The following is a 22,462-nucleotide window of genomic DNA, read 5'->3' on the forward strand; positions in this document are numbered from 1 at the left end:
CGTTCTACGATCCCCTCAATTGCTAAGGGGAAGCCCGTGAAAAGAGGCTAAAATAGCAAAAACCAAAAAGCCCTCGGCAAGATTGCAGGCTTGCGTTCAACAACCGCCGCAGGCTCACCGGCCCCTATCACTGCGCAAAGCAGAGAGGCCCGTGTGCACACCAGAGGGATCGTGATGACTTTTGAACTAGACCGCAGAAATCTCCTGCAGATGCTCGGCCTTGCTGCAGTCAGCGGCGGCGTGCTCTCGCGCGCAAGCTTCGCCTATGCCGCCGACACCGACAGTGTCTCCATCGGATGGCCGAGCGACGTGCCGTCCTGGGATCCGAACCAGCGCTTCGTTCCGGATGCGCAACCGATCTTCAAGCTGGTTTTCGACCAGCCGCTCGATCAGTCGCCCGATCTGAAGCTCATCCCCAATCTCATCACCAAATGGGACCTTGCCGCCGACGGTCTTTCCATGCCGTTCGAGATCCGCAGCGACGTCAAGTTCCACAATGGCGATCCGATGACGATGGAGGACTTCAGCTACACCTTCGTCGATCGCATCAAATCCGGCCTGAAACTCGATATCGCCAATTCCTGGCGCAATCTCACCGCGATCGAGGCGATATCGCCGACCAGCGGCATCATGAAATTCTCCGCGCCGACCCCGACCGCGCCGCAATGGCTGGCTTTTCTCGGCAGTTATCTCGTTCCGAAGAAATACATGGAATCTGTCGGCCAGGATGGCTTCCTGAAAAAGCCTGTCGGCACAGGACCCTACAAGCTTGTCGACTACCAGATGAATTCACGCATCGTGCTCCAGCGCAACGACGACTATTTCGGCGCAAAGCCGAAGATCAAGAACGTCACCATCGAAATCATTAAGGATCCCTCGGCACGCACCGCCGCTATCCAGTCCGGCCAGATCGACCTCACCGTCAATATCCCCGTCCGCGAGGCCGAGCGCCTCGGCAAGACGGAGGGGCTCACCGCCGAGATCAATCCGTTCACCCGCATCATCCTGCTGCAGATCCGCAACGACATGGGCTTTTCAGACGAGAATGTCCGTCTTGCCGCCCATCACGCCATCGACAAGGCGGCCCTTTCCAAGGCCTTCTATGGTGGCGCGGCCGTTCCGCTCTCGGTACCCGCGACGCCCGGCACGCCCGGTTTCGTGGAGGGCTACAGCTTCAAATACGATCCCGCGCTATCCAAGGAGTTGCTTGCCAAGTCTGGGTTCAGCGCCGACAAGCCGGCGACCATCACGCTTGCGGCCACCAACGGCCAGTTCCCCAGCGATTTCGACATCGCCCGCGCCCTGGTGCAGATGTGGGGGAAGGTCGGCATCAAGTGCGAAATCCAGCAGATCGAATATTCGAAATATTTCGAGCTCAATCGCGGCGGCAAGCTGCCGGAAGCGACCCTCTACAGCTTCGACAATGCCACCGGCGACCCTGAGATCTTCTCCGGCTACCTGCTCAACCCGAAAATGCCCTTCGGCGCATGGAAGGGGATGGAGATCGGCCAGAAGGTTCTCAATCTCTTCGCCGAGCCTGTCTATGACAAGCGTGTAGCCGGCTACCGGGATCTTGCAAAAGAGGCTGTGGAAACCGGCGCCACCATTCCGCTCCTGCAGAGCGTGCAGACATTGGTCCGCAAAAAGAACCTCGCTTACGTCAAATATGGCAATGCCTGGATCCTGGGCAACACCATGTCGTGGTCGTGAGTTTGCGCCGCATCGCTTGAGAGACCATGGGGTCCGGGGTCCTCTCCGGGCCGCATTCCTGGCTTCGTAAGACAAGGCATGCGCATGTTCGTAACCATCGCCAAACTGCTGGTAAAACGTGTTCTGACCGCGATACCGATCCTGCTCATCGTGTCCGCGCTGCTCTTCTGCATCCTGCGCGTCCTGCCGGTCGATCCCGCGGCGATGTCGATGCCGCCCAATGCCACGGTCGATGAGATCGAGGCAATGCGCATGGAGATGGGGTTCGACCGACCTCTTATCGAACAATACGGTATCTGGCTCGGCAAGCTCCTGCATGGCGATATCGGCCGCTCGATCCATTTCCGCCAGGACGTGTCCTCGCTGATCGGCTCGACGCTGCCCGCCACCATCGAGCTGGCCATCCTTGCCATGGTCGTCGCCACCGTCTTCGGCCTCGCTGGAGGGCTCCTCCTGTTCTATGTGCGCGGAACGCGTGCCGAGGCCGTGATGGATTTTCTCTCCATCCTGCTTTTGTCGCTGCCCGAATTCCTCTGGAGCCTGTTCCTGCTCCTGATCTTCGGCGTCTTCTTCAATCTCTTGCCGTTTACCGGACGCCTCAGCCCCGGCTTCGAGCGGCCGATGGTGACAGGCTTCCTTCTGCTCGACAGCCTCATCACCGGTAACATTGCGATCTTCTGGGACGCGATCAAACATATGATCCTGCCGAGCCTTGCCCTCGGTATAGCGCTGTCGCCGTCGCTCATGCGCGTGCTGCGATCGAGCCTTCTCGATGCCTATCAGGACGACTACATTCAGCAGGCGCGGCTGCGTGGCCTCTCCGAGAAGCGCATCCTCATCCGCCATGCCCTCAAGAACGCCATCCTGCCGACACTCAGCCTGATGGGCGTGCAGTTCGGCTTTCTGTTTGGCGGCACGCTGCTGGTGGAACTTATCTATTCCTACCCGGGCATGGGCAATCTGATGGTCGATGCGATCCGTAATGCCGATCTGCCGATCATTCAGGGCGCAGGGCTGACCTACTGCGTCGCCGTCCTCGTCATCAATACCGCGGTCGATAGTCTGTACCTGATCCTCAACCCGAAACTGACGGCGCGCTGACCATGAAACATCTTCCGCTCTGGTTGAGATCCGGCCGCGTTCAGACAGGCCTCGTCATCATCGCCATCCTGGCAGTCTGCGCGATTTTTGCGCCCTGGATTGCGCCCAACGATCCGAACGAACAGAACCTTTTGTCCATCCTGACGCCGCCGGCCTGGGCGGATGGCGGCGATGCGATGTTCCCGCTCGGCACCGACAGTCTTGGCCGCTGCATCCTCTCGCGCCTGATCTTCGGCACGCGCGTTGCGCTCACCGTCGCCTTCACCGCGTCGATCGGCGCCATGATCATCGGCGCGATCCTGGCGCATATCGCCGGCTATTTCGGCGGTTGGGTCGATTGGCTGATCGGGCGCATCGTGGAAATCTGGCTCTCTTTCCCGCCCGTCATCCTGTCGCTAATCCTGATGGTCGGCCTCGGCACCGGCATCCGCAATGTGATCCTCGCCATCGTGCTCGTCGACTGGACGCGCTTTTGCCGGGTGCTGCGCAGCGAGGTGCTGGTGCTGCGACGGCGAGACTATGTCGCCGCCGCCCAGCTCGTCGGCTTTTCCCATTGGCGCACGATCACACGCGAAATCCTGCCCGGCACGCTGCCACTACTGATCACGCTGATGAGCCTGGAAATGGGCGTCGCCGTTATCGTGGAGGCGATCCTCTCCTTCGTAGGCATGAGCGTCGGTGCCGACACGCCGGCCTGGGGGCAGATGATCGCCGACGCCCGGCAGAACATTTACGAGGCGCCGCTCAATCTCCTCTGTCCGGTCCTTGCGATCTTCTTGGCGGTCTTCGGTTTCAACATTCTCGGCGACGGCCTGCGCCGATCCCTCGACACCCGCCTGACGCAGACGGAGAGGAGCTGACATGACCATATTGGCTGCACGGAACCTCTGCGTAGACTCCCTCGGGGGCAAGGAATCCTTCCCCGTCCTGAGCGATCTCAATTTCACGCTGGAGCCGGGCAAGATCCTCGGCCTCGTCGGCGAATCCGGCGCTGGAAAGTCGATGATCGGCCGCACCATCTCGCAATTCCTCCCGAGTGGTTTTGCCGTCACCAAGGGCACGCTCGAATTCGCTGGCGAAGACCTTGTGACGATGATGCCTGCGCGCCGCCGCAATCTGCTCGGCCGCGAGATCGCCTTCATTCCGCAGGAGCCGCTCTCCGGCCTCAACCCGGTGCTGACCGTCGGCCAACAGATGAAGGAACATCTCCTCCGAATTGGCCTTGCTCCGGGCGAAAACTGGCGGAAGCGGGCGCTTGCCGAATTCGAGGCGGTGCATCTGCCGCATGGCGCGGCACTGCTTGGTAAATACCCGCATCAGCTTTCCGGCGGCATGTGCCAGCGTATCCTGATCGCCATGGCCTTTGCCAGCCGGCCGCGCTTGCTGATCGCCGACGAGCCGACCACTGCCCTCGACGTCACCATCCAGGCCCGCATCGTCAAGCTGATCGCCGAGATGCAGAAGCGCGACGGCACGGCGGTCATCTTCATCACCCATGATCTGCGGCTCGCCTCGCAGATCAGCGACGAGATCATGGTGCTCTATGCCGGGCGCCCGGCCGAGCGCGGGCCCGCCAGGCAACTGTTCTCGGCGCCGGCGCACCCCTATACACGCTGCCTGCAGCTCGCCAATCCGACCATCAGCGGGGAGCGCCGCGGCCTCTATATCCTGCCGGAGCGCATGCCGGGGCTGCGCGTGCTCAAGGATATCACCGGCTGCCGCTTTGCCTCCCGCTGTCCGAATGCCATTGCCGCCTGCACCGAGGCCGAGCCGCCGCTTGCGGAAATCGCGCCCGGCCATATCGCTGCCTGCATCCGTACCGAAAAGACGCCTGACATCACGCCGCCGCCCCTGGCGCCGTCCCGTAACGTTGAAACGGCGAAGACCTATCTGCAGGGCGAGAACCTGACCAAGGCCTATACGGTCGCCTGGAGCCCCTTCAACAGGAACCCCAAGTTCCGGGCGGTCAACAGCGTCGATTTCACGCTCGGTGAAGGCGAATTCGTCGGCATCGTCGGGGAAAGCGGCAGCGGCAAGAGCTCGCTAGCGCGCCTCGTCGTCGGGCTGGATACACCGACAGAAGGTCGTCTCACGCTTGCGGGCCGCGATATCACCGCCAATGGATCATCTGAAAAAGCCTATCGCCGCGAGTATATCCAGATGGTGTTTCAGGATCCGCAATCAGCCCTCAATCCGCGCCGTCGGGTCGGTAGCATCGTTACCCAGGCGAATGAGGCGAGTGGCCTCCACGCCGGCAAGCGCGAGCGCATGGACCGCGCCGCCGAGCTGCTCGCAGAGATCGGCCTGCCGCCGGATGCGGCAATGCGCTTCCCCTCGCAACTGTCCGGCGGCCAGAAGCAACGCGTCAATATCGCTCGCGCCCTCTGCACGGTGCCGCGCATTCTGGTCGCCGATGAGATCGTATCGGGCCTCGATGTCTCGGTTCAGGCGCAACTGCTGGATTTGCTGTTGAAGTTGCGGGACGAACACGGTTTCTCGATGATGTTCATCTCGCACGATCTTTCCGTCGTGCGCTATCTCTGCGACCGCGTCCTGGTGATGTATCGCGGCGAGGTGGTGGAGAGCGGGGCGACCGAAACAGTCTTCGCCAATCCGCAGCATCCCTATACGCAAAGCCTGCTCGCCTCCGTACCGCCGGACGATGTCCAAGCGGAATGGTCGCCGGTATTGGCCGAAACAGGGTATCAGGTGGAATAGGAACGCCTTCGTTTACGGCACGATTATCCGTGTCGCCATCGGAAAGTGCGAATTGCCGCCGTCAAAGGGTGGGAGCGTCTTGAAGTCCTCGCGCATGGCAATGCGCGCGGGAGACTGCAAAGCCGTTTGCAGGGCGGCCGGGCTATCGAACATCACGCGGTTTCGCTGAATGTGGTTGACGCGCTCCCAGGGCAGGAAGCCGCACCAGTCGACCCGTGACAAAACCTCGATCTGGCGGATGTCCGGAAAGGTGCGCATGACCTGCGGATGGTGGCTGACATAATGATGCAGCCAGGCGTTCAGATCCTCAGCGGGGCCTGGGTAGTGAACCACATAGCTGCACGGCAATTCGCCCTCACCGGTGCGCAGCCTGCCGTCATCGACCGGAAACGGCCGCACATACATTGCCTGCTGCGTCGCCCTGGCGCCTTCTATGCTGGTGAGAACGTCGGGGGCGGCAAGCTGCTGGAGGTGGCCCGAGGGGCCGACAGCATTTTCGAGCGCGGTCAGATCCTCAAAATAGAGCTGGAGACCAAGGACCGGCGACCGCTCGGTCCTGTTGTACATGTCCTTGGTCGTTTCGGGCGTATAGAGATTAGCGGAAATAAGGGCCGGCGTTGCCTTGATGATTGCAGCAACGGTTGCAAGATCCGCTTCGCTGATTGCGCGGTCGTCGTCGGAGCTTTCGAAAAAGGCAAGATAGGCGAAGGCCATGTCGAACTCTCCGTGCTCGCGAGAAAACGGTGACAGGCCAAACCGGTATTCAAAGCCCACCGCGGAGATTTCAGTATCAAGCGGCGCAATGGAAAAAACAAGTTTAAACTTAAACTATATCGCGCCGATCAGCTCCACCACGCCTCGCGGCGGCGCCATGACAGATCGCTCTTGCGGCTTTTCCCCGCCGCCTTCCTGTCGCCCTTCAAGTGATCCATGTAACCGCCAAGGACACTGTTGATGAAAACATGAGACTTGGTCCGGTTCGAGCCCAGAAACTTGAAGCTTGCTTCCTTATCCTGCTTCATCTGCTGGACGATCTTCCAGAAGACGAAACTGTCGTGGCTTTCCTTGAGGGCCAGGAAATAGCCGGACGAATAGGTGCTTTCGAAACGCTCGACGAAGGTCAATATTTCGCGATGGTGGAGATTATATCCCACCCATCCGCATTCCGGGTATATTTTGCGGTTGAGATAGGCCGCGAGCTGGTTTCCCCGCGGGGCAATCCTGTCGATCAGGTTGCGCGGGATCTCGCTGTGCGTGAGCGTATCGGCATCGAGCCATATCAGCTGATCAGCCGACGTCCGGTAACGCCGGATGGCATCGGTAACGGCAAAGACCTTGTTGGAAAAGCGAACGGCGTCCCACCGGTAATCACGCTCCAGGCTATTCGTGGATAGGCGTACTCCGTTGGCCAGCGGGTTTTCCGCGAAGTCTTTCCGAAATTCGAGCAAGCGCGGCAGCGTCTCATTGTGGTCGAAAATCTGGAGCCGGTCATCCTTCTCCTCGACATGCACATTCTCGGCGTAGACCACAAGCGAGATATCCTTGGGCCAATATTTGAGAAACGTCTCGATGCATTTCTTCCCATAGTCGCGATAGCCTTTTTCATGAAAGGTCGTCACGACGACATGCTTTAGCTGCTCCTGCCGCCAGAAATTCGGGAAAGGCATTGACGATTTAGCTCCGCGACAAAATTGGTATCAATCGGCCCCGGTTATGGGTGAACCGTGTCGTTTCAGTGGCTCGCGCTCTGAACGACATCCCGATATCTAGCCCCCAATTGTGTCTGAACGTTTCCAACCCATGAAATTTATGGGGCATGTTATTTCGAAATATGACGAACGCGCCGACATGTCCCTATCACTGGATTCGAGGTCAGCCCGGCTCAAATCGACAACACCTTGCCGGTGTTGAGAATATTGTTCGGGTCGATAGCGCGCTTGATGCGCTCCATCAGCGCCAGCTCTTCCGGCGTGCGGGATAGCTTGAGATAGGGCTTCTTCAGGAGACCGATCCCGTGTTCGGCGGAAATCGTGCCGCCCGCCCGGCCGACGACCGCAAACACAAGTTCGGTGATCTCCTTATGCGGCTGCACCTTGTCAAGCGAGGGGATATTGCAGACGAAATGCAGATTGCTGTCGCCGATATGACCGTAGCTGAGCGCAATTGAATCCGGCCAGCGGCTCTTCATCGCTGCTTCGATCTCGCTTACCACGCCACCCGCGATACTGGTGGGAAGGCCAACGTCGAAGGCGGTCTGCGGCCCCATCAGCCGCCCATATTCCGAAACGCTGTCGCGAACCGCCCACAATTCGCGGGCTTCACGCTCGGAGGACGACAGGACCGCGTCGGACACCCAGCCCTCTTCAAGGGCGTCGGACAACAACTCTTCCAGCATCGCCCGATTTTCGTCGGCATCGCGCCCACCCGCTTCGATCAACACATAGATGCCGTGTGGTTCGGAAAGAGCTCGGCGCAGCTCCGGGAGATTGCCGGTCATGAAATCATAGAAACTCGGCCACATCACCTCGAAGGCGATCAGTGCCGATCCCATGCGCAGCCGGGCACTCTTCAGCAGTTCGAGCATGGCCGGAAAATCGGGGCAGCCGCAAAAGGCGCTGGCGAGCGCCGCCGGTTTTGCCTGCAGACGCAACACGGCGCGGGTGATGATGCCGAGCGTCCCCTCGGAGCCGATGAAGAGCTGCTTCAGGTCATAGCCGGCATTGTTCTTCAGCATCTTGTTGAGCGACCGCACGATCGTACCATCGGGCAGCACCACCTCAAGGCCAAGTACATGCTCGCGCGCCATACCGAACCGGATGACGCGATTGCCGCCGGCATTGGTGGAGAGATTGCCGCCGATGACACAGGAATCGCGGGCGCCGAGATCAAGGCCGAAGAACAGTCCCGCGTCCTCCGCTGCCCTCTGGATGACGCCGAGCGGCGTTCCGGCCTGCACCGTCATCGTCGCCATGACGGGGTCGATTTCATCGATGCCGCTCATGCGGTCGAGCGACAGCGCGACACCGCCTTCGATCGGACGGGCGCCGCCGGCAAGACCCGTCAATCCACCCTGCGGCACGACCGGGATCTTAAAGCGATCGCAAAGCCTGAGTGTCGCCGATACCTGCTCGGTCGTGCGCGGACGCACCAGAGCCAATGGCATGACTGGCGCAAGCCCCGCCCAGTCATTGTGGAAACGCGCCGGGATATCCGCGCCAAAGAAAACGTCGGCGCCAAGCGCGTCTCTGAGCGATTGAATAAAGTCTTCTCTCATCAAACCATGGCCTCGAATTGCCTGAAATATCGGCCAAGTCTGATCCCAGATTTGCTCAGGAGTAAACATAAAAAGGCCCGGCGCGATCGCTCGCGCCGGGCTTTTCTTGCACCGTTACTTGATGGCTTCGAGATCGACGCCCTTGGTGTCGCGGATGAAGATGAGGCCGATGACCAGCGTCATCGACGCAATCGCAATCGGATACCAAAGGCCATAATAGATATCGCCCTTGGCGGCACTCATCGCAAAGACCGTTGCCGGAAGCAGGCCGCCGAACCAGCCATTGCCGATATGATAGGGCAAGGACATGCCGGTATAGCGGATGCGGGTCGGGAACATCTCGACCAGGATTGCGGCGATAGGGCCATAGACCATGGTCACGTAGATGACGAGAATGGTCAAAATGGCGATGGTCAGCGGCCAGTTGATGGCGGCGGGATCGGCGACCATCTTGAAGGCACCACCGTTCGCCACCGTGTAGACCGGCATGTCGGTTGCGCCGGCGGCGTGTTCCGCTGTGAGCAGCTTTGCCTTGATCAGATCGGCAACCGGAGTGACCGTCTTTTCACCGGCCCGGACCGTTGCCGCGTTCAAGCCAAGTTCCGGGTTGGCCGTGATGAAGCCATCCAGCTTGGCGTCCGGCACTTTGGCCGGATCGCGCGCCAGCGGGAAGCCCGCTTTCTGCAGGGCGAGGTTCAGGTCATGCGTGAAGGCGGCGCTCTTTGCCGCAGCCGTCGCCCCGGCGGCAACCGCGTCATAGGAGGCCACGATCGTGTCGCCAACCTTGACCGTTGCCGGCTGGCCGGCGGGACCTTCGACAACTGCGTAGGGCACCGAGCTCTTGGACAGGAACGAGGTGGCAATGTCGCAGGAGTTGTTGAACTTCGCCGTGCCGACCGGGTTGAACTGGAAGGTGCAATCGCCGGGTGCCGCCGTCACGGTGGCGCGGATGGTTTGCTCTGCCTGGGCGAGTGCCGGATTTGCCGCGTAGGTCAATGCCTTGAACAACGGGAAATAGGTGAGGATCGCCAAGGCAAGTCCGGCCATGATGATCGGCTTGCGGCCGATCTTGTCGGACAGCCAGCCGAACACCACGAAGAAACCGCTGCCGATCAAGAGCGCAATGGCGATCATGATGTTGACCGATTGGCCATCGACCTTCAGAACATTCTGCAGGAAGAACAGCGAATAGAACTGGCCCGCATACCAGACAACGGCCTGACCTGCGGTGAGACCAAAAAGCGCAAGCAGCGCGATCTTGGCGTTCTTCCATTGTCCGAAGGCTTCCGACAGCGGCGCCTTGGAGCCCTTGCCCTCTTCCTTCATCTTCTTGAAAGCCGGCGATTCACTGAGGGACAGCCGGATCCAGACGGAAATACCGAGAAGGACGAAGGACAGGATGAAGGGAATACGCCATCCCCAGGCAGCAAAGGCATCCTTGCCGAGCCAGTTCTGCACCACCAGGATGACGATGAGCGACAGGAACAGCCCGAGCGTTGCCGTCGTCTGGATCCAGGATGTGTAAAAACCGCGCCGCTCGTTGGGCGCATGTTCGGCGACATAGGTCGCCGCGCCACCATATTCACCGCCAAGCGCCAGGCCCTGCAGCATGCGCAGCGCAATCAGAATGACTGGGGCGGCGAGACCCCAACTGGCCGAACCGGGCAGGATACCGACCAGGAAGGTCGACAGGCCCATGATCAGGATGGTGACGAGAAACGTATATTTGCGGCCGACGAGATCGCCGATCCGTCCGAAGACCAGCGCGCCGAAGGGCCGGACCAGGAAGCCCGCCGCGAAAGCGAGCAGCGCGAAAATATTGCGGGTTGCCTCCGGATAGTCGCTGAAAAAGGCCGCTCCGATAAAGGCGGCCAGGGAACCATAGAGATAAAAGTCGTACCATTCGAAAACAGTTCCGAGCGAAGATGCGAAGATCACCTTCTTCTCTTCCCTGGTCATCCCTCGACCAGAAGTCTGGTCCACAGACGTGGCTACCATTCCTAATTCCTCCCAATTGCACCAAGGCCATGACGGCAGTGCCCGCGCCATGTCCCCCCAACATTCACATTGCGCATGGGTCCCCCGGCCCTTCTGGCGCGGGAAACCGGCGCCGATGGATGCCCTCAAGATTTCCTCCCCAAGAGGTCCTGCATCCAATGCAGGGGAAGTGTTGGCTAAAAATTGAAAAATGCAATGGCTGCAACTTGCGTCCACCGTCTAAAATTGTGTGTAAGGTGCCAAAAGACGAAGGGATTGCCCCGAAGCGGGGCTTAAGCCGCGCCGGCAGCGGTCGAAGGGCCGTGCTCACGCCGGCTGAAGCCTGAGACGTTGCATCGGCGGAAAGGCGAGCGCGATGGCCACGGCCCCAAGCCCGACCATGGACGACCCGATGAACAGCCAGGAATAATTCCCGAACGTATCGAAGATCCAGCCGCCGGCCAGCGGACCGAACGCCATGCCTATGCTCGACAGCATCGTCGCCGCGCCAAAGACGGTGCCGATGACGCGCGGCCCGAAATATTCTCGCGCCAGCACCGCATAGAGCGGCATGACCCCGCCATAGGCGCTGCCAAAGATGACGGCGAGCGCATAGAATTCGCCGAGTTGGCTGACAAGCAGATAGGTCGCGAGCGCCACGGCCTGCACCAGGAGCCCTGCGACCAGTACCGGTTTGACGCCGATTCGGTCGGCGAGCGTGCCATAGAGAAGCCGGCCTCCAAGCCCCGCCAGCCCCTCGACGCTGTAGATGCTGACCGCCGCCATCGGCGCGACACCGCAGATCGTCGCGTAGCTCACCATATGGAAGATCGGCCCCGAATGGGCGGCACAGCAGGCAAAGAAGGTGCCGCCAAGAACAAGAAACTGCGGGGAGCGGAATATCTGTCCGAGCGGCACGCGGGGACCGTCGACAGCCGCATCGACGGCGGGATCGTTGGTGCTCGCGGGCGGGCGTCGCACCAAGAGTGCCGCCGGCACCAGCAGGACCCAGGCAAGTATGCCGATCAGCATCATCGCCGTCTGCCAGTCATAGGCCGAAATCAGCCAACGGGCGAAGGGCGAGATCGTCATCGGCGCAACACCCATGCCGGCGGAGACCAGTGAAACGGCGAGGCTGCGGTTCTTATCGAACCATGCCGTCGTGGTCGCGATCATCGGCGCGAAGAAGGCGCTGGCTGCCAGGCCGACGAGAATGCCGTAGGTCAGTTGAAACTGCAGCAGCGATGTCGCTCGGCTCGCCAGCACGAGCGCCAGCCCCAGCAATACTGCTCCGATCAGGACCACGATACGCGGCCCGAAACGGTCGCTTGCCGCGCCCCACATGAAACCACCCAGACCCATCACCAGGAAGTTGAGGGTCATGGCGCTCGCGATGCCGGCATGCGACCAATTGGTGGCGGCCACGATCGGAACCTGAAAGATCGCCAGCGAAAACATCGCGCCGAGTGCGACACAGGTCATCAGCGCACCGGCGCCCACGATCACCCAATGATAGGAAATGCTCATCCGCTCAACTCCCCTGCCCACGAGATCAACCGTCAGCCCGACAGTCGCCGTACCGACTATGATCTAATGACGTTCGACCCCACCCGATTTCGACATCGCCTTCTCAATTCTTCTCGTACGAACCAATTTTTTCGACATGCCGTTCATTTATGAACTCAGTTCATAGGCCTTATCAAAAATCGATCCCTAATCGACGCGGCTACCGCACCCTACTTCTTAAGCCGGGTCAGTAGTCCGTTCAGGTCCCTTGGATCGAGCGGGTGCACCCGACAAGTGTCGAAGCTGTTGCAACAGCGTTTGCCGCATGAGCCGCGCTTTATGCGCTTCACCTCATCATGACATGGAGCTTGATATGCACAATCCTGTCGACCTGGAAATCTCCCGACGCGACCTTCTGGTGGCAACTGCCGCATCCGTTGCGGTCACGGCGGCACCGTCTGTAGCGGGCGCTCAAACGCCCACCCCCGAAACGCCCTTCTCCGCCAAGGTCTCCTTCACCGTGAACGGCGAGGTTCGCGACCTCGATATCGACACGCGCACGAGCCTGCTGGACGCCTTGCGGGAACATCTGCACCTCACCGGAACCAAGAAGGGCTGCGACCATGGCCAGTGCGGCGCCTGCACCGTCATCGTCGATGGCCGGCGCATCAACTCCTGTCTGACGCTTGCCGTCATGCACGAGGGCGACACAATCACCACCATCGAGGGGCTCGGCAGGCCCGGCAACCTCCATCCTATGCAGGCGGCCTTCGTCAAGCATGACGGCTTTCAATGCGGTTATTGCACACCCGGCCAGATCTGTTCGGCCGTTGCGGTGCTCGAAGAGATCAAGGCCAACGTGCCGAGCCATGTCAGCGGCGACCTGACGGTCGAGGCAAAAGTAAGCCCCGACGAGATCCGCGAGCGCATGAGCGGCAATATCTGTCGGTGCGGCGCCTATTCCAACATTCTCGATGCCATCAGCGAAGTTGCGGGGAGACAAGCATGAAAGCCTTCAGCTACGAACGCGCCTCCTCGGTCGAGGCAGCCGCAAAAGCCGCGGCAGGCATCAAAGGTGCAAAATTCATCGCCGGCGGCACCAACCTGCTCGATCTGATGAAGTTGCAGATCGAGACGCCGACACATCTGATCGACGTCAATGGTCTGGCGCTCGACAAGATCGAGGTAACGCCCGAGGGCGGGCTTCGGATCGGTGCGCTGGTGCGCAACACCGATCTGGCGTCCGACGAGCGGGTCCGCCGCGACTACGGCCTCCTGTCGCGCGCCCTGCTTGCCGGCGCTTCCGGCCAGTTGCGCAACAAGGCGACGACCGCCGGCAACCTGCTTCAGCGCACGCGCTGTCCCTATTTCTACGACACCAACCAGCCGTGCAACAAACGCCAGCCCGGCAGTGGCTGCGCGGCCATTGGCGGCTTCAGCCGCCAGCATGCGGTGATCGGCGTCAGCGACGCCTGCATCGCCACGCATCCAAGCGACATGGCGATCGCCATGCGCGCGCTGGACGCGACCGTCGAAACCGTACGGCCCGATGGCGCCACACGCCGCATCCCGATCGCCGATTTCCATCGCCTGCCGGGAGACACCCCGCATGTGGAGACGGTGCTCGAGCCCGGTGAATTGATCACCGCAGTGACGCTCCCCAAGCCAATCGGCGGCAAGCACATCTACCGCAAGGTCCGCGACCGCGCCTCCTATGCCTTCGCGCTGGTCTCGATCGGCGCGATCGTGCAGCCGGATGGAACCGGCCGTATTGCCGTCGGCGGCATCGCGCACAAACCGTGGCGCGTCGAGGCGGCCGAAGCCGATCTTCCGAAGGGCGCAAGAGCGGTTACGGATAGGCTGCTCGCCGGCGCACATCCCACCGAACAGAATGCCTTCAAGGTTACGCTCGTCGAGCGCACGCTCGGCGCTGTTCTTGCCGAAGCAAGGGGATAAGAGATGAGATTCGACACACCAGCCACCACAAACCCGATCGACCAGCTCAAGGTGGTCGGCCAGCCCATCGAGCGTATCGACGGCCGGCTGAAAACGACGGGCACGGCCCGCTATGCCTATGAGCAGCACGACGTGGTGCCCAACCAAGCCTATGGTTATGTCGTCGGTTCGTCCATCGCCAAGGGGCGGATCACATCCTACGATCTCGCCGAAGCGCGCGCGGCACCCGGCGTCATTACCATCGTGACGGCAGCCAATGCCGGCAAGCTCGGCAAGGGCCGTTTCAACACCGCAAAATTGCTGGGCGGGCCTGATATCGAACACTACCATCAGGCCGTTGCCCTCGTCGTCGCCGAGACCTTCGAACAGGCCCGCGCGGCGGCGCAGCTCGTCCGCATAGGCTACGCAGCCGAAAATGCCTCCTACCTGCTTGCCGGGGCAAAGGACACAGCGGCGACACCGGACCGGGGCACGCCCGATACCGCCGTCGGCGACTTTGCCGGGGCCTTTGCGGCCGCCCCCGTCAAGCTGGATGAAGCCTACACCACACCCGACCACGCGCATGCGATGATGGAGCCGCATGCCTCGATCGCGGCGTGGACCGGCGACGATCTGACGCTGTGGACATCGAACCAGATGATCGCCTGGAGCAAGGGCGACGTGGCGACGACGCTCGGCATTGCACCGGACAAGGTTCGCCTGATCTCGCCCTTCATCGGCGGCGGCTTCGGCGGCAAGCTGTTCATCCGCACCGATGCCATCCTTGCCGCACTCGGCGCGCGTGCCGCCCGCCGGCCGGTCAAGGTGGCGCTGACGCGACCGTTCATGTTCAACAACACCACGCATCGCCCGGCAACGATCCAGAGGATCAGGATCGGCGCAACGCCGGACGGCAAGATTACCGCGATCGGCCATGAAGGCTGGTCCGCCAATCTGGAGGGCGGCGGGCCTGAAAATGCCGTGCAGCAGACACGGCTGCTCTATGCCGGCGCCAACCGGATGACGGCGACACGCCTTTCCGTTCTCAACCTGCCGGAAGGCAACGCCATGCGCGCGCCGGGCGAGGCGCCGGGCCTGATGGCGCTCGAAATCGCCATGGACGAGATGGCGGAAAAGCTCGATCTCGATCCTGTCCAGTTCCGCATCCTCAACGACACGCAGGTCGATCCGGAAAACCCGGAGCGTCCCTTCTCGCAACGTCGATTGATCGAATGCCTGCAAACCGGCGCCGACCGCTTTGGGTGGAACGACCGCAATGCCAGGCCCGGCAGCCGGCGCGACGGACGCTGGCTCATGGGAATGAGCGTCGCCGTCGGTTTCCGCAACAACCTGCTGATGAAGTCCGGCGCGCGCGTCCGGCTCGATAGCCGTGGCGTCGTCACCGTCGAGACCGACATGACCGACATCGGCACGGGAACCTACACCATCATCGCCCAGACGGCTGCCGAGATGATGGGCCTGCCCATGCACAAGGTCGAGGTCCGGCTGGGAGATTCCTCCTTCCCCGTCTCCGCCGGTTCCGGCGGTCAATGGGGTGCCAACAACGCCACCTCGGGCGTCTATGCGGCCTGCGTGAAGCTGCGCGAAGCGGTTGCCCAGAAGCTGGGCTTCAATTCGGCCGATATCGTCTTTGCCGACGAGCAGGTCCGCTCTGGCAACCGATCCGTTCCACTCACAGACGCCGGCGGCGACGGCCTGGTCGGCGAGGACAGCATCGAATACGGCGATCTCGACAAGACACACCAGCAGTCGACCTTCGGCGCCCACTTCGTCGAGGTCGGTGTCGACATGGCGACCGGCGAGACACGCGTCCGGCGCATGCTGGCCGTCTGCGCGGCGGGGCGCATTCTCAATCCGATCACGGCACGCAGCCAGGTGATCGGCGCGATGACGATGGGCGTCGGCGGGGCGCTGACGGAGGAACTCGCCGTCGACACGACAAGGGGCTTCTTCGTCAACCATGATCTCGCGGGCTACGAGGTGCCTGTCCATGCCGACATCCCGCATCAGGACGTCATCTTCCTCGACGAGACCGACCCGATGTCATCGCCGATGAAGGCCAAGGGTGTCGGCGAACTCGGCCTTTGCGGCGTCGCCGCCGCCATCGCCAACGGCATCTACAATGCAACCGGCGTCAGGGTGCGTCATTATCCCATTACCCTCGACAAGCTCATCCACGACCTACCCGAGATGAGCTGACCGACCTTCGGACAGGCGGCTGAAAGCTTCCGCTGCCTGTCCTGCTCCAACAGCAGACCTGCGGCCGTGAGGCTGTCGGCCCACTCATGAACTGGTCGCATAAGCCCATGCGGTCCGGGCGATATAATCGCGGGATCGGGCACGCGCTATACTGCTCGGCGGAACGGGCGGAGCGGTATATCCGGACACCCAACGAAAGGACTTGTCGATGAAGCATCTTATCGCCACCGCCGTCATCATGGGACTGCCTGCACTGGCTTTGGCTCAATCAGAACAATCAACACATAGGTTCGACATGCCGACGACATCGATCGAAGAAATGAAAGCCGTCTCTCCTGCCCTGGAACATTATGCTAGAGAACGGCTTGCCGCCGATCTGTGGAAGCGCACGGACCTCAACCCACGCGACCGGAGCCTCGTCACAGTGGCCGCGCTCATTGCCACCGGCCAGTCGGGCGAGCTGCCGCAATATATGGATATGGCCTTGGAAAACGGCGTGAAGCCGGCCGAGATTTCAGAGACCATCACCCATCTCGCCTTCTATACCGGCTGGCCGAATACGATGTCGGCGCTCAAGGTCGCCAGGCATGTCTTCCAGAGCCACGGCATCGGCGCCGACCAGCTTCCGCCGGCCCAGGATGCCACCCTCCCCTTGAACGAAGACGCCGAAGCACGGCGGGTCGCGATGGTCGATCAAGCATTGGGGCCGGACTTCAAGGATCTGGCGTCCTATACGACCGACGTCCTGTTCAAGGACCTGTGGCTACGCCCGGCGCTTGCGCCGCGTGACCGCAGCCTCGTCACCATCAGCGCCCTGGTCGCCACCGGCCGCGTCGCCCAGCTCACGGGCCACACCAATATCGGCATGAACAACGGCCTGACGAAGCAGGAAATTTCCGGCGCAGTCACGCATCTGGCCTTTTATTCCGGCTGGCCGAACGCGATGTCGGCGGCACCGGTCGTGAGGAAAGTGTTCGAAGAACGCGGAAGCTGAGCCGGAGAAGAAACGTCCGGATTAAGCCGGCCCTCGATCCCGATAGCGCAACGCGTCCACCAGCAATGCGAAGGCGGCCGAGGGCTGGCGCCTGCTCGGGTAATAGAGATGATAGCCGGGAAAGGACGAGCACCAGTCCTCCAGCACGCACACCAGGCTGCCGTCGGCAAGATGTTCTCTGACATGATCCTCCATCACGAAGGCCAGACCGAAGCCGGCGACGGCGGCGCGGGCAATCATGTTGCTGTTGTTGAAGACGAGTTGTCCATCGACACGCACCCGCACCTCGCGCCCATCCTTCTCCAATTCCCAGGCGTAAAGACCGCCGGCACTGCGCAGGCGTAGGTTGATGCAACGATGATCGGCCAGATCCTGCGGCACGAGCGGGACTTTTCTCTGCTCGAAATAGGCGGGCGAGCCGACCACGATCATGCGGACATCGGGGCTGATACGTGTCGCGATCATATCCTTGGCAAGCGCCTCGCCAAGCCGAACCCCGGCATCGAAACGTTCCGTGACGATATCGGTGAGCCCGGAATCGATGCTGAGCTCGACATGGATATCCGGATAATCAGGCAGGAATTTCTCAAGCGCCGGCCACAGGACAGTGTTGGCCGCATGTTCGGAGGTGGTGATGCGGATCGTACCGGCTGGTTTCTCGCGCAATTCGCCGAGCGAGGAGAGTTCCGTGCCGATACTGTCGAGCGCCGGCTTCAACGTAGCAAGCAGCCGCTCCCCGGCTTCGGTCGGCGCGAGGCTGCGGGTGGTGCGGGTCAACAGGCGCACGCCGACCCGCGTTTCCAGCCGCCTTATGGTATGGCTCAATGCGGATTGGGAGGTGCCGAGCTTGGCGGCGGCACGGGTAAAGCTCCGCTCCTCGGCCACGATCAGAAAAGCATTGAGATCGACCAGTTCCTCGCGTCGCATTCATGAACTCCAGACATGACTACATGCGACTTATAGTGGCTAATTGTCGGAATGTCCCACGACTAGGTTAGCTTTGCGATTTTTGGAGGCTGGCGGCCATCGACACGGCCGGCCGCCTCTTTGCAAGGAGACTGAAAATGCAGATCAAACACAACGGCGCGCAGCCTTCGCGAAAGGGACCCGAGGACTACTTCACCGGGACGGTACGCGTCGACGCACCGTTCAGCGGCAGCGGCAATCTGAGCGGAGGAACCGTCACCTTCGAACCGGGCGCGCGAACCGCATGGCACACGCATCCGCTTGGCCAGACGCTGCTGGTGGTGTCCGGTCTCGGCCGGGTACAGCGGGAAGGCGGACCGGTCGAGGAGATCCGCTCCGGCGATATCGTCTGGTTCGAGCCCGGCGAAAAGCACTGGCATGGCGCCGCGCCTGATTGCGCGATGTCGCATGTCGCCATCGTCGAAATGCTGGATGGCAAGGCCGTCGACTGGATGGAGAAGGTCACCGACGGGGAGTATGGCGGCTGACGGCACAATTCGACGAAGCATGAAGGAGATCAGCCGCGGGTTGCAGTAGCGCCCGCGGCTGATTTTTTGTATTCGCTCGATAGTGTCGCGGATTGATGTCGATCAAACCTTCCGGCCTGAGGCGAGCGACCGTGCGCAAACGAAGCTACCGATCCCGGCAAGGGCGATCACCCAGCCCATCGGCCACGGCGTGCCGTCGGCAAAGGTGCCGACGAGGGCCGAGCCGAAGATCCCGCTGCCGTAATGGAGCGCACCGACCAGCGCGGACACGGTGCCGGCACGCTCTGGAAAATCGGTCAGCGCGCCGGCAATCGAGTTGGCGACGATGAAGCCGGTTGCGGAGACGAACAGGAAGAGCGGCACGACAAGGCCCCACAGCCCACCCCAGTCCGTCCATGCCGCCACGGCAAGCACGATGCCGGAAAGCGCGGCGGCGGCACTGCCATGGAGCAGCAGGCGGTCACCGCCGAAGCGGGACACCAGCCGCGAATTCACGATATTGGCGATCATGATCCCGACAATGCCGATGGCAAACAGCAGACCATAGAGCCCGGCCGGCACATGATGATAGGTGATATAGGCGAAGGGCGTACCCGCGATATAGGCGTAGATGCCGCCATAGAGGAAGCCGCCGGTGCCCGCATAGCCGAGCAGGCGGCGATGACGCAGAAGCGTACCATATCCGATGATCGCGCGCCCAAGCGGCTGGAGGTTGCGCCGCTCGACCGGCAACGTCTCCGGCAGCGTGAAGACCGCCGTAAGGGTCAGCAGCCCGACACCCACCAGCGTCCAGAAGATCGCCCGCCATCCGGCAAGCGCAAGGATCTGTCCACCCACGACTGGCCCTAGCAAGGGCGCGATCGCCATGACTGTCATCAGCGTCGACATCATCTGCGCCGCACGGTTGCCTTCGTAGAGATCGCGCACCATCGCCCGCGACAGCACGACCCCAGCACAGGCCCCGACCGCCTGTACGATACGCCATCCGATCATTGCCGAGGCGCTGCCGGCCATGGCGCATCCGGCCGAACCGATGACGAACAGCACAAGCCCGATCGCCACCGGCAGGCACCGCCCGTAACGGTCGCCAACCGGACCCCAAAGAAGCTGCCCGAGGCTGAAACCGATGAGGAAACCGGAAATCGTCAACTCGATGGCGCCCGTGTCGGCGCCGAGATCCCGGCCCATCGCCGGCATGGCCGGGAGATAGAGATCCGTCGAGATCGATGCGAAGCCCATGAGCGCGCTCAGGACCGCGAGCACGCGCCATCCGTGGCTTGCGGCCCCAACGATCTTTCCCGTGTCTGGAGCATCTGCAACGGGAGTGCCGGCAGTTCCTGTTGTTAATTTGACTGCGGTTTTCGCCTGGTTGGGCATCGGGTTACAGTTCCTGTGCGATCGAGCGGAAGACCGTGCCGTTGATGTTCTCAAACACGGCCTGCTCCACTCTTGAAAAGGATGGAGCCCGCGCGACAGGCACACGGGCTCGGATCACAATAGGGATTGCTGGCGTCTCAGAGACCGACGGTCTTCAGCAGGTGCTCGGGATAGCGCTCGCCCTCGACACCGATCTCGGCCGCCGCGCTCTGGATCTGCGCCAGATCGTCTGGCGTCAGTTCGATATCGGCGGCGGCGAGGTTTTCTTCCAGCCGGTGCAGCTTGGTGGTGCCGGGGATCGGTACGATCCAGGGCTTCTGCGCCAGGAGCCAGGCAAGGGCGATCTGGGCGGTCGTCGCGCTCTTTGCTTCGGCGATGCTCTTGAGCAGGTCGATCAGGGCCTGGTTCTTTTCCATCGCTTCCGGCGTGAAGCGCGGCAAGAGCTTGCGAAAGTCGTTCTCGCTAAGCTTCGTATCCTTCCCCATCGCGCCGGTCAGGAAGCCCTTGCCGAGCGGGCTGTAGGCGACCAGGCCGATGCCGAGCTCCTCGCAGGCCTCAAGGATACCGTTCGTTTCCGGGCCGCGCGTCCAGAGCGAATATTCGTTCTGCAGCGCCGTGATCGGCTGCACGGCATGCGCGCGGCGGACCGTTTGCGCGCCGGGCTCCGACAGACCGAAATGCTTGACCTTGCCCTCGGCAATCAGATCCTTGACGGCGCCGGCCACATCCTCGATCGGCACGTTGGGGTCGACACGATGCTGGTAGAAAAGATCGATGACCTCGACGCCCAGCCGCTTGAGCGAGGCGTCCGCCACCTTGCGGATATTCTCCGACCGGCTGTCCAGACCGTTCGATTTCCGGGTCTCAGGATCGATCGCGAAGCCGAATTTCGTTGCGATCACCACTTGATCGCGAACCGGCGCCAGCGCCTCTCCGACCATTTCCTCGTTGGTGAAAGGACCATAGATCTCCGCCGTGTCGAAGAAGGTGACGCCGCGTTCGACCGCCTGGCGGATCAGCGTGACCCCTTCCTGCGTGCCCAGTGCATGACCGTAGCCGAAGTTCAGGCCCATGCAGCCGAAGCCGATGGCCGAAACTTCAAGCCCGCTTTTGCCGAGTATACGCTTCTTCATTGCATTTCCTCTTGGCCCACCCGTCGTGAGCGTTCGGTTTTATGATGAAGAGAAAATAGACGACGCCATGCATCCCGATTAGACGGTGGAATTGGCATGACGTTATCTCTGCAGTTCATGAATGCTTTGCGGGGTGCATCAGGCAAGCGAAACGGGCAGATTGTCGCGACGCCTGGGAACGGCTTTATTCTCTATCCCGTTCGGAACGATTCTTGCTTCCATCAGACGTGTTCGAGCATGCAGAGAAAGAGAGAACAATGAAGAGAGCGTATTTCCTGGCGACGGTGTTCGCGGCGCTGAATTTGACAGCGAGCATGGCCGTCGCCGAAGACGGCGCACTGGCAGAGATCCAGAAGGCCGGCGTGATCAAGATCGGCACGACGGGCGACTACAAGCCCTTCAGCTACAAGGGCGCGGACGGCACCTTGACCGGTGCGGACATCTCCATGGGCAAAGATCTGGCGACGAGCCTGAACGTCAAGCCGGAATTCGTGATGACGACATGGAAGACCATGCTGGACGATTTCAAGGCCGGCAAATTCGACGTCGCGCTGGGCGGCATCACGGTCAACCCCGCGCGCGCCGAAGTCGGTGACTTCTCAGTGCCCAATGTCAGCGACGGCAAGCGCCCGATCGCCCGCTGCGCGGACAAGGACAAGTATGCGACGCTGGAAGCGATCGACCAGCCTTCGGTCCGCGTGATCGTCAATCCGGGCGGCACCAACGACAAGTTCGCCCATGAGCATTTCTCCAAGGCGCCGATCCAGGAGTTTGCGGACAACAAGGCAATCTTCGACGAGATCGCGGCGGACAAGGCCGACGGCATAGAGGTGGATATTCAATCCAAGCTGCATCCCGGCGTGCTGTGCCCGGTTGCCGTCAAGGAGCCTTTCACCCATTTCGACAATGCCTATCTGTTGCGCAAGGACCCGGCATTGAAGGCGGCCGTGGACGCATTTATGCGCAAGCAGCTGGACAGTGGCGACTGGAAGAAGAAGCTCGACGCCGCGATCCAGTAAAAACGATCAGGGCGGCTTTTGCCATGTTTTGCGCAGTGAGCGCG

18 protein-coding genes are annotated in these 22,462 nt (G+C 61.5%); 10 read left to right on the forward strand and 8 right to left on the reverse strand.

Annotation, left to right across the window (positions count from 1 at the left end; all coding sequences use genetic code 11):
* Positions 1-174 precede the first annotated feature (174 nt).
* The 4 genes from AB6803_RS17280 (at position 175) to AB6803_RS17295 (ending at position 5,529) form a co-directional block, all read left to right on the forward strand.
* Entirely contained in the window at positions 175-1,710 is a 1,536-nt protein-coding gene (locus AB6803_RS17280) for an ABC transporter substrate-binding protein (protein ID WP_371110040.1), read from the forward strand.
* 78 nt (positions 1,711-1,788) lie between these two features.
* The gene (locus tag AB6803_RS17285; protein WP_371110041.1) at positions 1,789-2,811 is read left to right on the forward strand and encodes an ABC transporter permease; all 1,023 of its coding nucleotides are present in this window, start codon (positions 1,789-1,791) and stop codon (positions 2,809-2,811) included.
* A 2-nt stretch (positions 2,812-2,813) separates the two neighbouring features.
* Positions 2,814-3,671, forward strand: coding sequence for an ABC transporter permease (locus AB6803_RS17290; protein WP_371110042.1), 858 nt, complete (start codon positions 2,814-2,816; stop codon positions 3,669-3,671).
* A gap of 1 nt (position 3,672) precedes the next feature.
* Positions 3,673-5,529, forward strand: a complete 1,857-nt coding sequence (locus tag AB6803_RS17295; protein WP_371110043.1) for a dipeptide ABC transporter ATP-binding protein — start codon at positions 3,673-3,675, stop codon at positions 5,527-5,529.
* Between the two features lie 12 nt (positions 5,530-5,541).
* Here the strand turns inward: AB6803_RS17295 and AB6803_RS17300 are convergent, their stop codons facing one another.
* From AB6803_RS17300 to AB6803_RS17320, 5 genes are all read right to left on the reverse strand, one after another.
* Positions 5,542-6,243, reverse strand: coding sequence for a hypothetical protein (locus tag AB6803_RS17300; protein WP_371110044.1), 702 nt, complete (start codon positions 6,241-6,243; stop codon positions 5,542-5,544).
* A 128-nt stretch (positions 6,244-6,371) separates the two neighbouring features.
* Positions 6,372-7,196 carry a hypothetical protein gene (locus tag AB6803_RS17305; protein ID WP_371110045.1) on the reverse strand — a complete coding sequence of 275 codons (825 nt, stop codon included), beginning with the start codon at positions 7,194-7,196 and terminating at the stop codon, positions 6,372-6,374.
* A gap of 215 nt (positions 7,197-7,411) precedes the next feature.
* A complete protein-coding gene (locus tag AB6803_RS17310) occupies positions 7,412-8,803 on the reverse strand; it encodes an FAD-binding oxidoreductase (RefSeq protein ID WP_371110046.1) in 1,392 nt (463 codons plus the stop codon).
* Positions 8,804-8,917: 114 nt separating this feature from the next.
* On the reverse strand, positions 8,918-10,801 hold the full coding sequence (locus tag AB6803_RS17315; RefSeq protein ID WP_371110047.1) for an MFS transporter: 1,884 nt from the start codon (positions 10,799-10,801) through the stop codon (positions 8,918-8,920).
* 306 nt (positions 10,802-11,107) lie between these two features.
* Entirely contained in the window at positions 11,108-12,307 is a 1,200-nt protein-coding gene (locus AB6803_RS17320) for an MFS transporter (protein WP_371110048.1), read from the reverse strand.
* Positions 12,308-12,659: 352 nt separating this feature from the next.
* Here AB6803_RS17320 and paoA point away from each other — a divergent pair, with 352 nt between their 5' ends.
* The 4 genes from paoA to AB6803_RS17340 all read left to right on the forward strand — a co-directional run bounded on the left by paoA (position 12,660) and on the right by AB6803_RS17340 (position 17,435).
* Positions 12,660-13,295: an aldehyde dehydrogenase iron-sulfur subunit PaoA gene (gene paoA / locus AB6803_RS17325; RefSeq protein ID WP_371110049.1), complete on the forward strand. Its 636-nt coding sequence runs from the start codon at positions 12,660-12,662 to the stop codon at positions 13,293-13,295.
* Positions 13,292-14,242: a xanthine dehydrogenase family protein subunit M gene (locus AB6803_RS17330; RefSeq protein WP_371110050.1), complete on the forward strand. Its 951-nt coding sequence runs from the start codon at positions 13,292-13,294 to the stop codon at positions 14,240-14,242. Before paoA ends, AB6803_RS17330 begins: the two co-directional genes overlap by 4 nt.
* 3 nt (positions 14,243-14,245) lie before the next feature.
* Positions 14,246-16,441, forward strand: a complete 2,196-nt coding sequence (gene paoC / locus AB6803_RS17335) for an aldehyde oxidoreductase molybdenum-binding subunit PaoC (protein WP_371110051.1) — start codon at positions 14,246-14,248, stop codon at positions 16,439-16,441.
* Positions 16,442-16,649: 208 nt separating this feature from the next.
* Positions 16,650-17,435, forward strand: a complete 786-nt coding sequence (locus AB6803_RS17340) for a carboxymuconolactone decarboxylase family protein (RefSeq protein WP_371110052.1) — start codon at positions 16,650-16,652, stop codon at positions 17,433-17,435.
* A gap of 21 nt (positions 17,436-17,456) precedes the next feature.
* Here the strand turns inward: AB6803_RS17340 and AB6803_RS17345 are convergent, their stop codons facing one another.
* Complete coding sequence (locus AB6803_RS17345; RefSeq protein ID WP_371110053.1) at positions 17,457-18,362, reverse strand: LysR family transcriptional regulator; 906 nt, start codon at positions 18,360-18,362, stop codon at positions 17,457-17,459.
* Between the two features lie 137 nt (positions 18,363-18,499).
* Between AB6803_RS17345 and AB6803_RS17350 the strand changes: the two genes are divergently transcribed.
* Positions 18,500-18,889: a cupin domain-containing protein gene (locus AB6803_RS17350; RefSeq protein WP_371110054.1), complete on the forward strand. Its 390-nt coding sequence runs from the start codon at positions 18,500-18,502 to the stop codon at positions 18,887-18,889.
* A gap of 102 nt (positions 18,890-18,991) precedes the next feature.
* On the opposite strand, the gene AB6803_RS17355 is transcribed toward AB6803_RS17350, so the two are convergent.
* Entirely contained in the window at positions 18,992-20,152 is a 1,161-nt protein-coding gene (locus AB6803_RS17355) for a multidrug effflux MFS transporter (RefSeq protein ID WP_371110055.1), read from the reverse strand.
* A 251-nt stretch (positions 20,153-20,403) separates the two neighbouring features.
* Positions 20,404-21,399, reverse strand: coding sequence for an aldo/keto reductase (locus AB6803_RS17360; protein WP_371110056.1), 996 nt, complete (start codon positions 21,397-21,399; stop codon positions 20,404-20,406).
* A 257-nt stretch (positions 21,400-21,656) separates the two neighbouring features.
* Here AB6803_RS17360 and AB6803_RS17365 point away from each other — a divergent pair, with 257 nt between their 5' ends.
* On the forward strand, positions 21,657-22,418 hold the full coding sequence (locus tag AB6803_RS17365; RefSeq protein ID WP_371110057.1) for a transporter substrate-binding domain-containing protein: 762 nt from the start codon (positions 21,657-21,659) through the stop codon (positions 22,416-22,418).
* The last annotated feature ends 44 nt before the right edge of the window (positions 22,419-22,462 follow it).

This window comes from Rhizobium sp. RCC_161_2, assembly GCF_041355235.1.
Taxonomy (GTDB): Bacteria; Pseudomonadota; Alphaproteobacteria; order Rhizobiales; family Rhizobiaceae; genus Rhizobium.

Excerpts from the sequence above, each read along its gene's own strand:
- paoA (WP_371110049.1), top strand. The coding sequence starts at position 12,660 with ATGCACAATCCTGTCGACCTGGAAATCTCCCGACGCGACCTTCTGGTG.
- AB6803_RS17330 (WP_371110050.1), top strand. The coding sequence starts at position 13,292 with ATGAAAGCCTTCAGCTACGAACGCGCCTCCTCGGTCGAGGCAGCCGCA.
- AB6803_RS17365 (WP_371110057.1), top strand. The coding sequence starts at position 21,657 with ATGAAGAGAGCGTATTTCCTGGCGACGGTGTTCGCGGCGCTGAATTTG.
- paoC (WP_371110051.1), top strand. The coding sequence starts at position 14,246 with ATGAGATTCGACACACCAGCCACCACAAACCCGATCGACCAGCTCAAG.
- AB6803_RS17340 (WP_371110052.1), top strand. The coding sequence starts at position 16,650 with ATGAAGCATCTTATCGCCACCGCCGTCATCATGGGACTGCCTGCACTG.
- AB6803_RS17315 (WP_371110047.1), bottom strand. The coding sequence starts at position 10,801 with ATGGTAGCCACGTCTGTGGACCAGACTTCTGGTCGAGGGATGACCAGG.
- AB6803_RS17305 (WP_371110045.1), bottom strand. The coding sequence starts at position 7,196 with ATGCCTTTCCCGAATTTCTGGCGGCAGGAGCAGCTAAAGCATGTCGTC.
- AB6803_RS17300 (WP_371110044.1), bottom strand. The coding sequence starts at position 6,243 with ATGGCCTTCGCCTATCTTGCCTTTTTCGAAAGCTCCGACGACGACCGC.
- AB6803_RS17285 (WP_371110041.1), top strand. The coding sequence starts at position 1,789 with ATGCGCATGTTCGTAACCATCGCCAAACTGCTGGTAAAACGTGTTCTG.
- AB6803_RS17320 (WP_371110048.1), bottom strand. The coding sequence starts at position 12,307 with ATGAGCATTTCCTATCATTGGGTGATCGTGGGCGCCGGTGCGCTGATG.
- AB6803_RS17350 (WP_371110054.1), top strand. The coding sequence starts at position 18,500 with ATGCAGATCAAACACAACGGCGCGCAGCCTTCGCGAAAGGGACCCGAG.
- AB6803_RS17345 (WP_371110053.1), bottom strand. The coding sequence starts at position 18,362 with ATGCGACGCGAGGAACTGGTCGATCTCAATGCTTTTCTGATCGTGGCC.
- AB6803_RS17290 (WP_371110042.1), top strand. The coding sequence starts at position 2,814 with ATGAAACATCTTCCGCTCTGGTTGAGATCCGGCCGCGTTCAGACAGGC.
- AB6803_RS17295 (WP_371110043.1), top strand. The coding sequence starts at position 3,673 with ATGACCATATTGGCTGCACGGAACCTCTGCGTAGACTCCCTCGGGGGC.
- AB6803_RS17280 (WP_371110040.1), top strand. The coding sequence starts at position 175 with ATGACTTTTGAACTAGACCGCAGAAATCTCCTGCAGATGCTCGGCCTT.
- AB6803_RS17310 (WP_371110046.1), bottom strand. The coding sequence starts at position 8,803 with ATGAGAGAAGACTTTATTCAATCGCTCAGAGACGCGCTTGGCGCCGAC.
- AB6803_RS17360 (WP_371110056.1), bottom strand. The coding sequence starts at position 21,399 with ATGAAGAAGCGTATACTCGGCAAAAGCGGGCTTGAAGTTTCGGCCATC.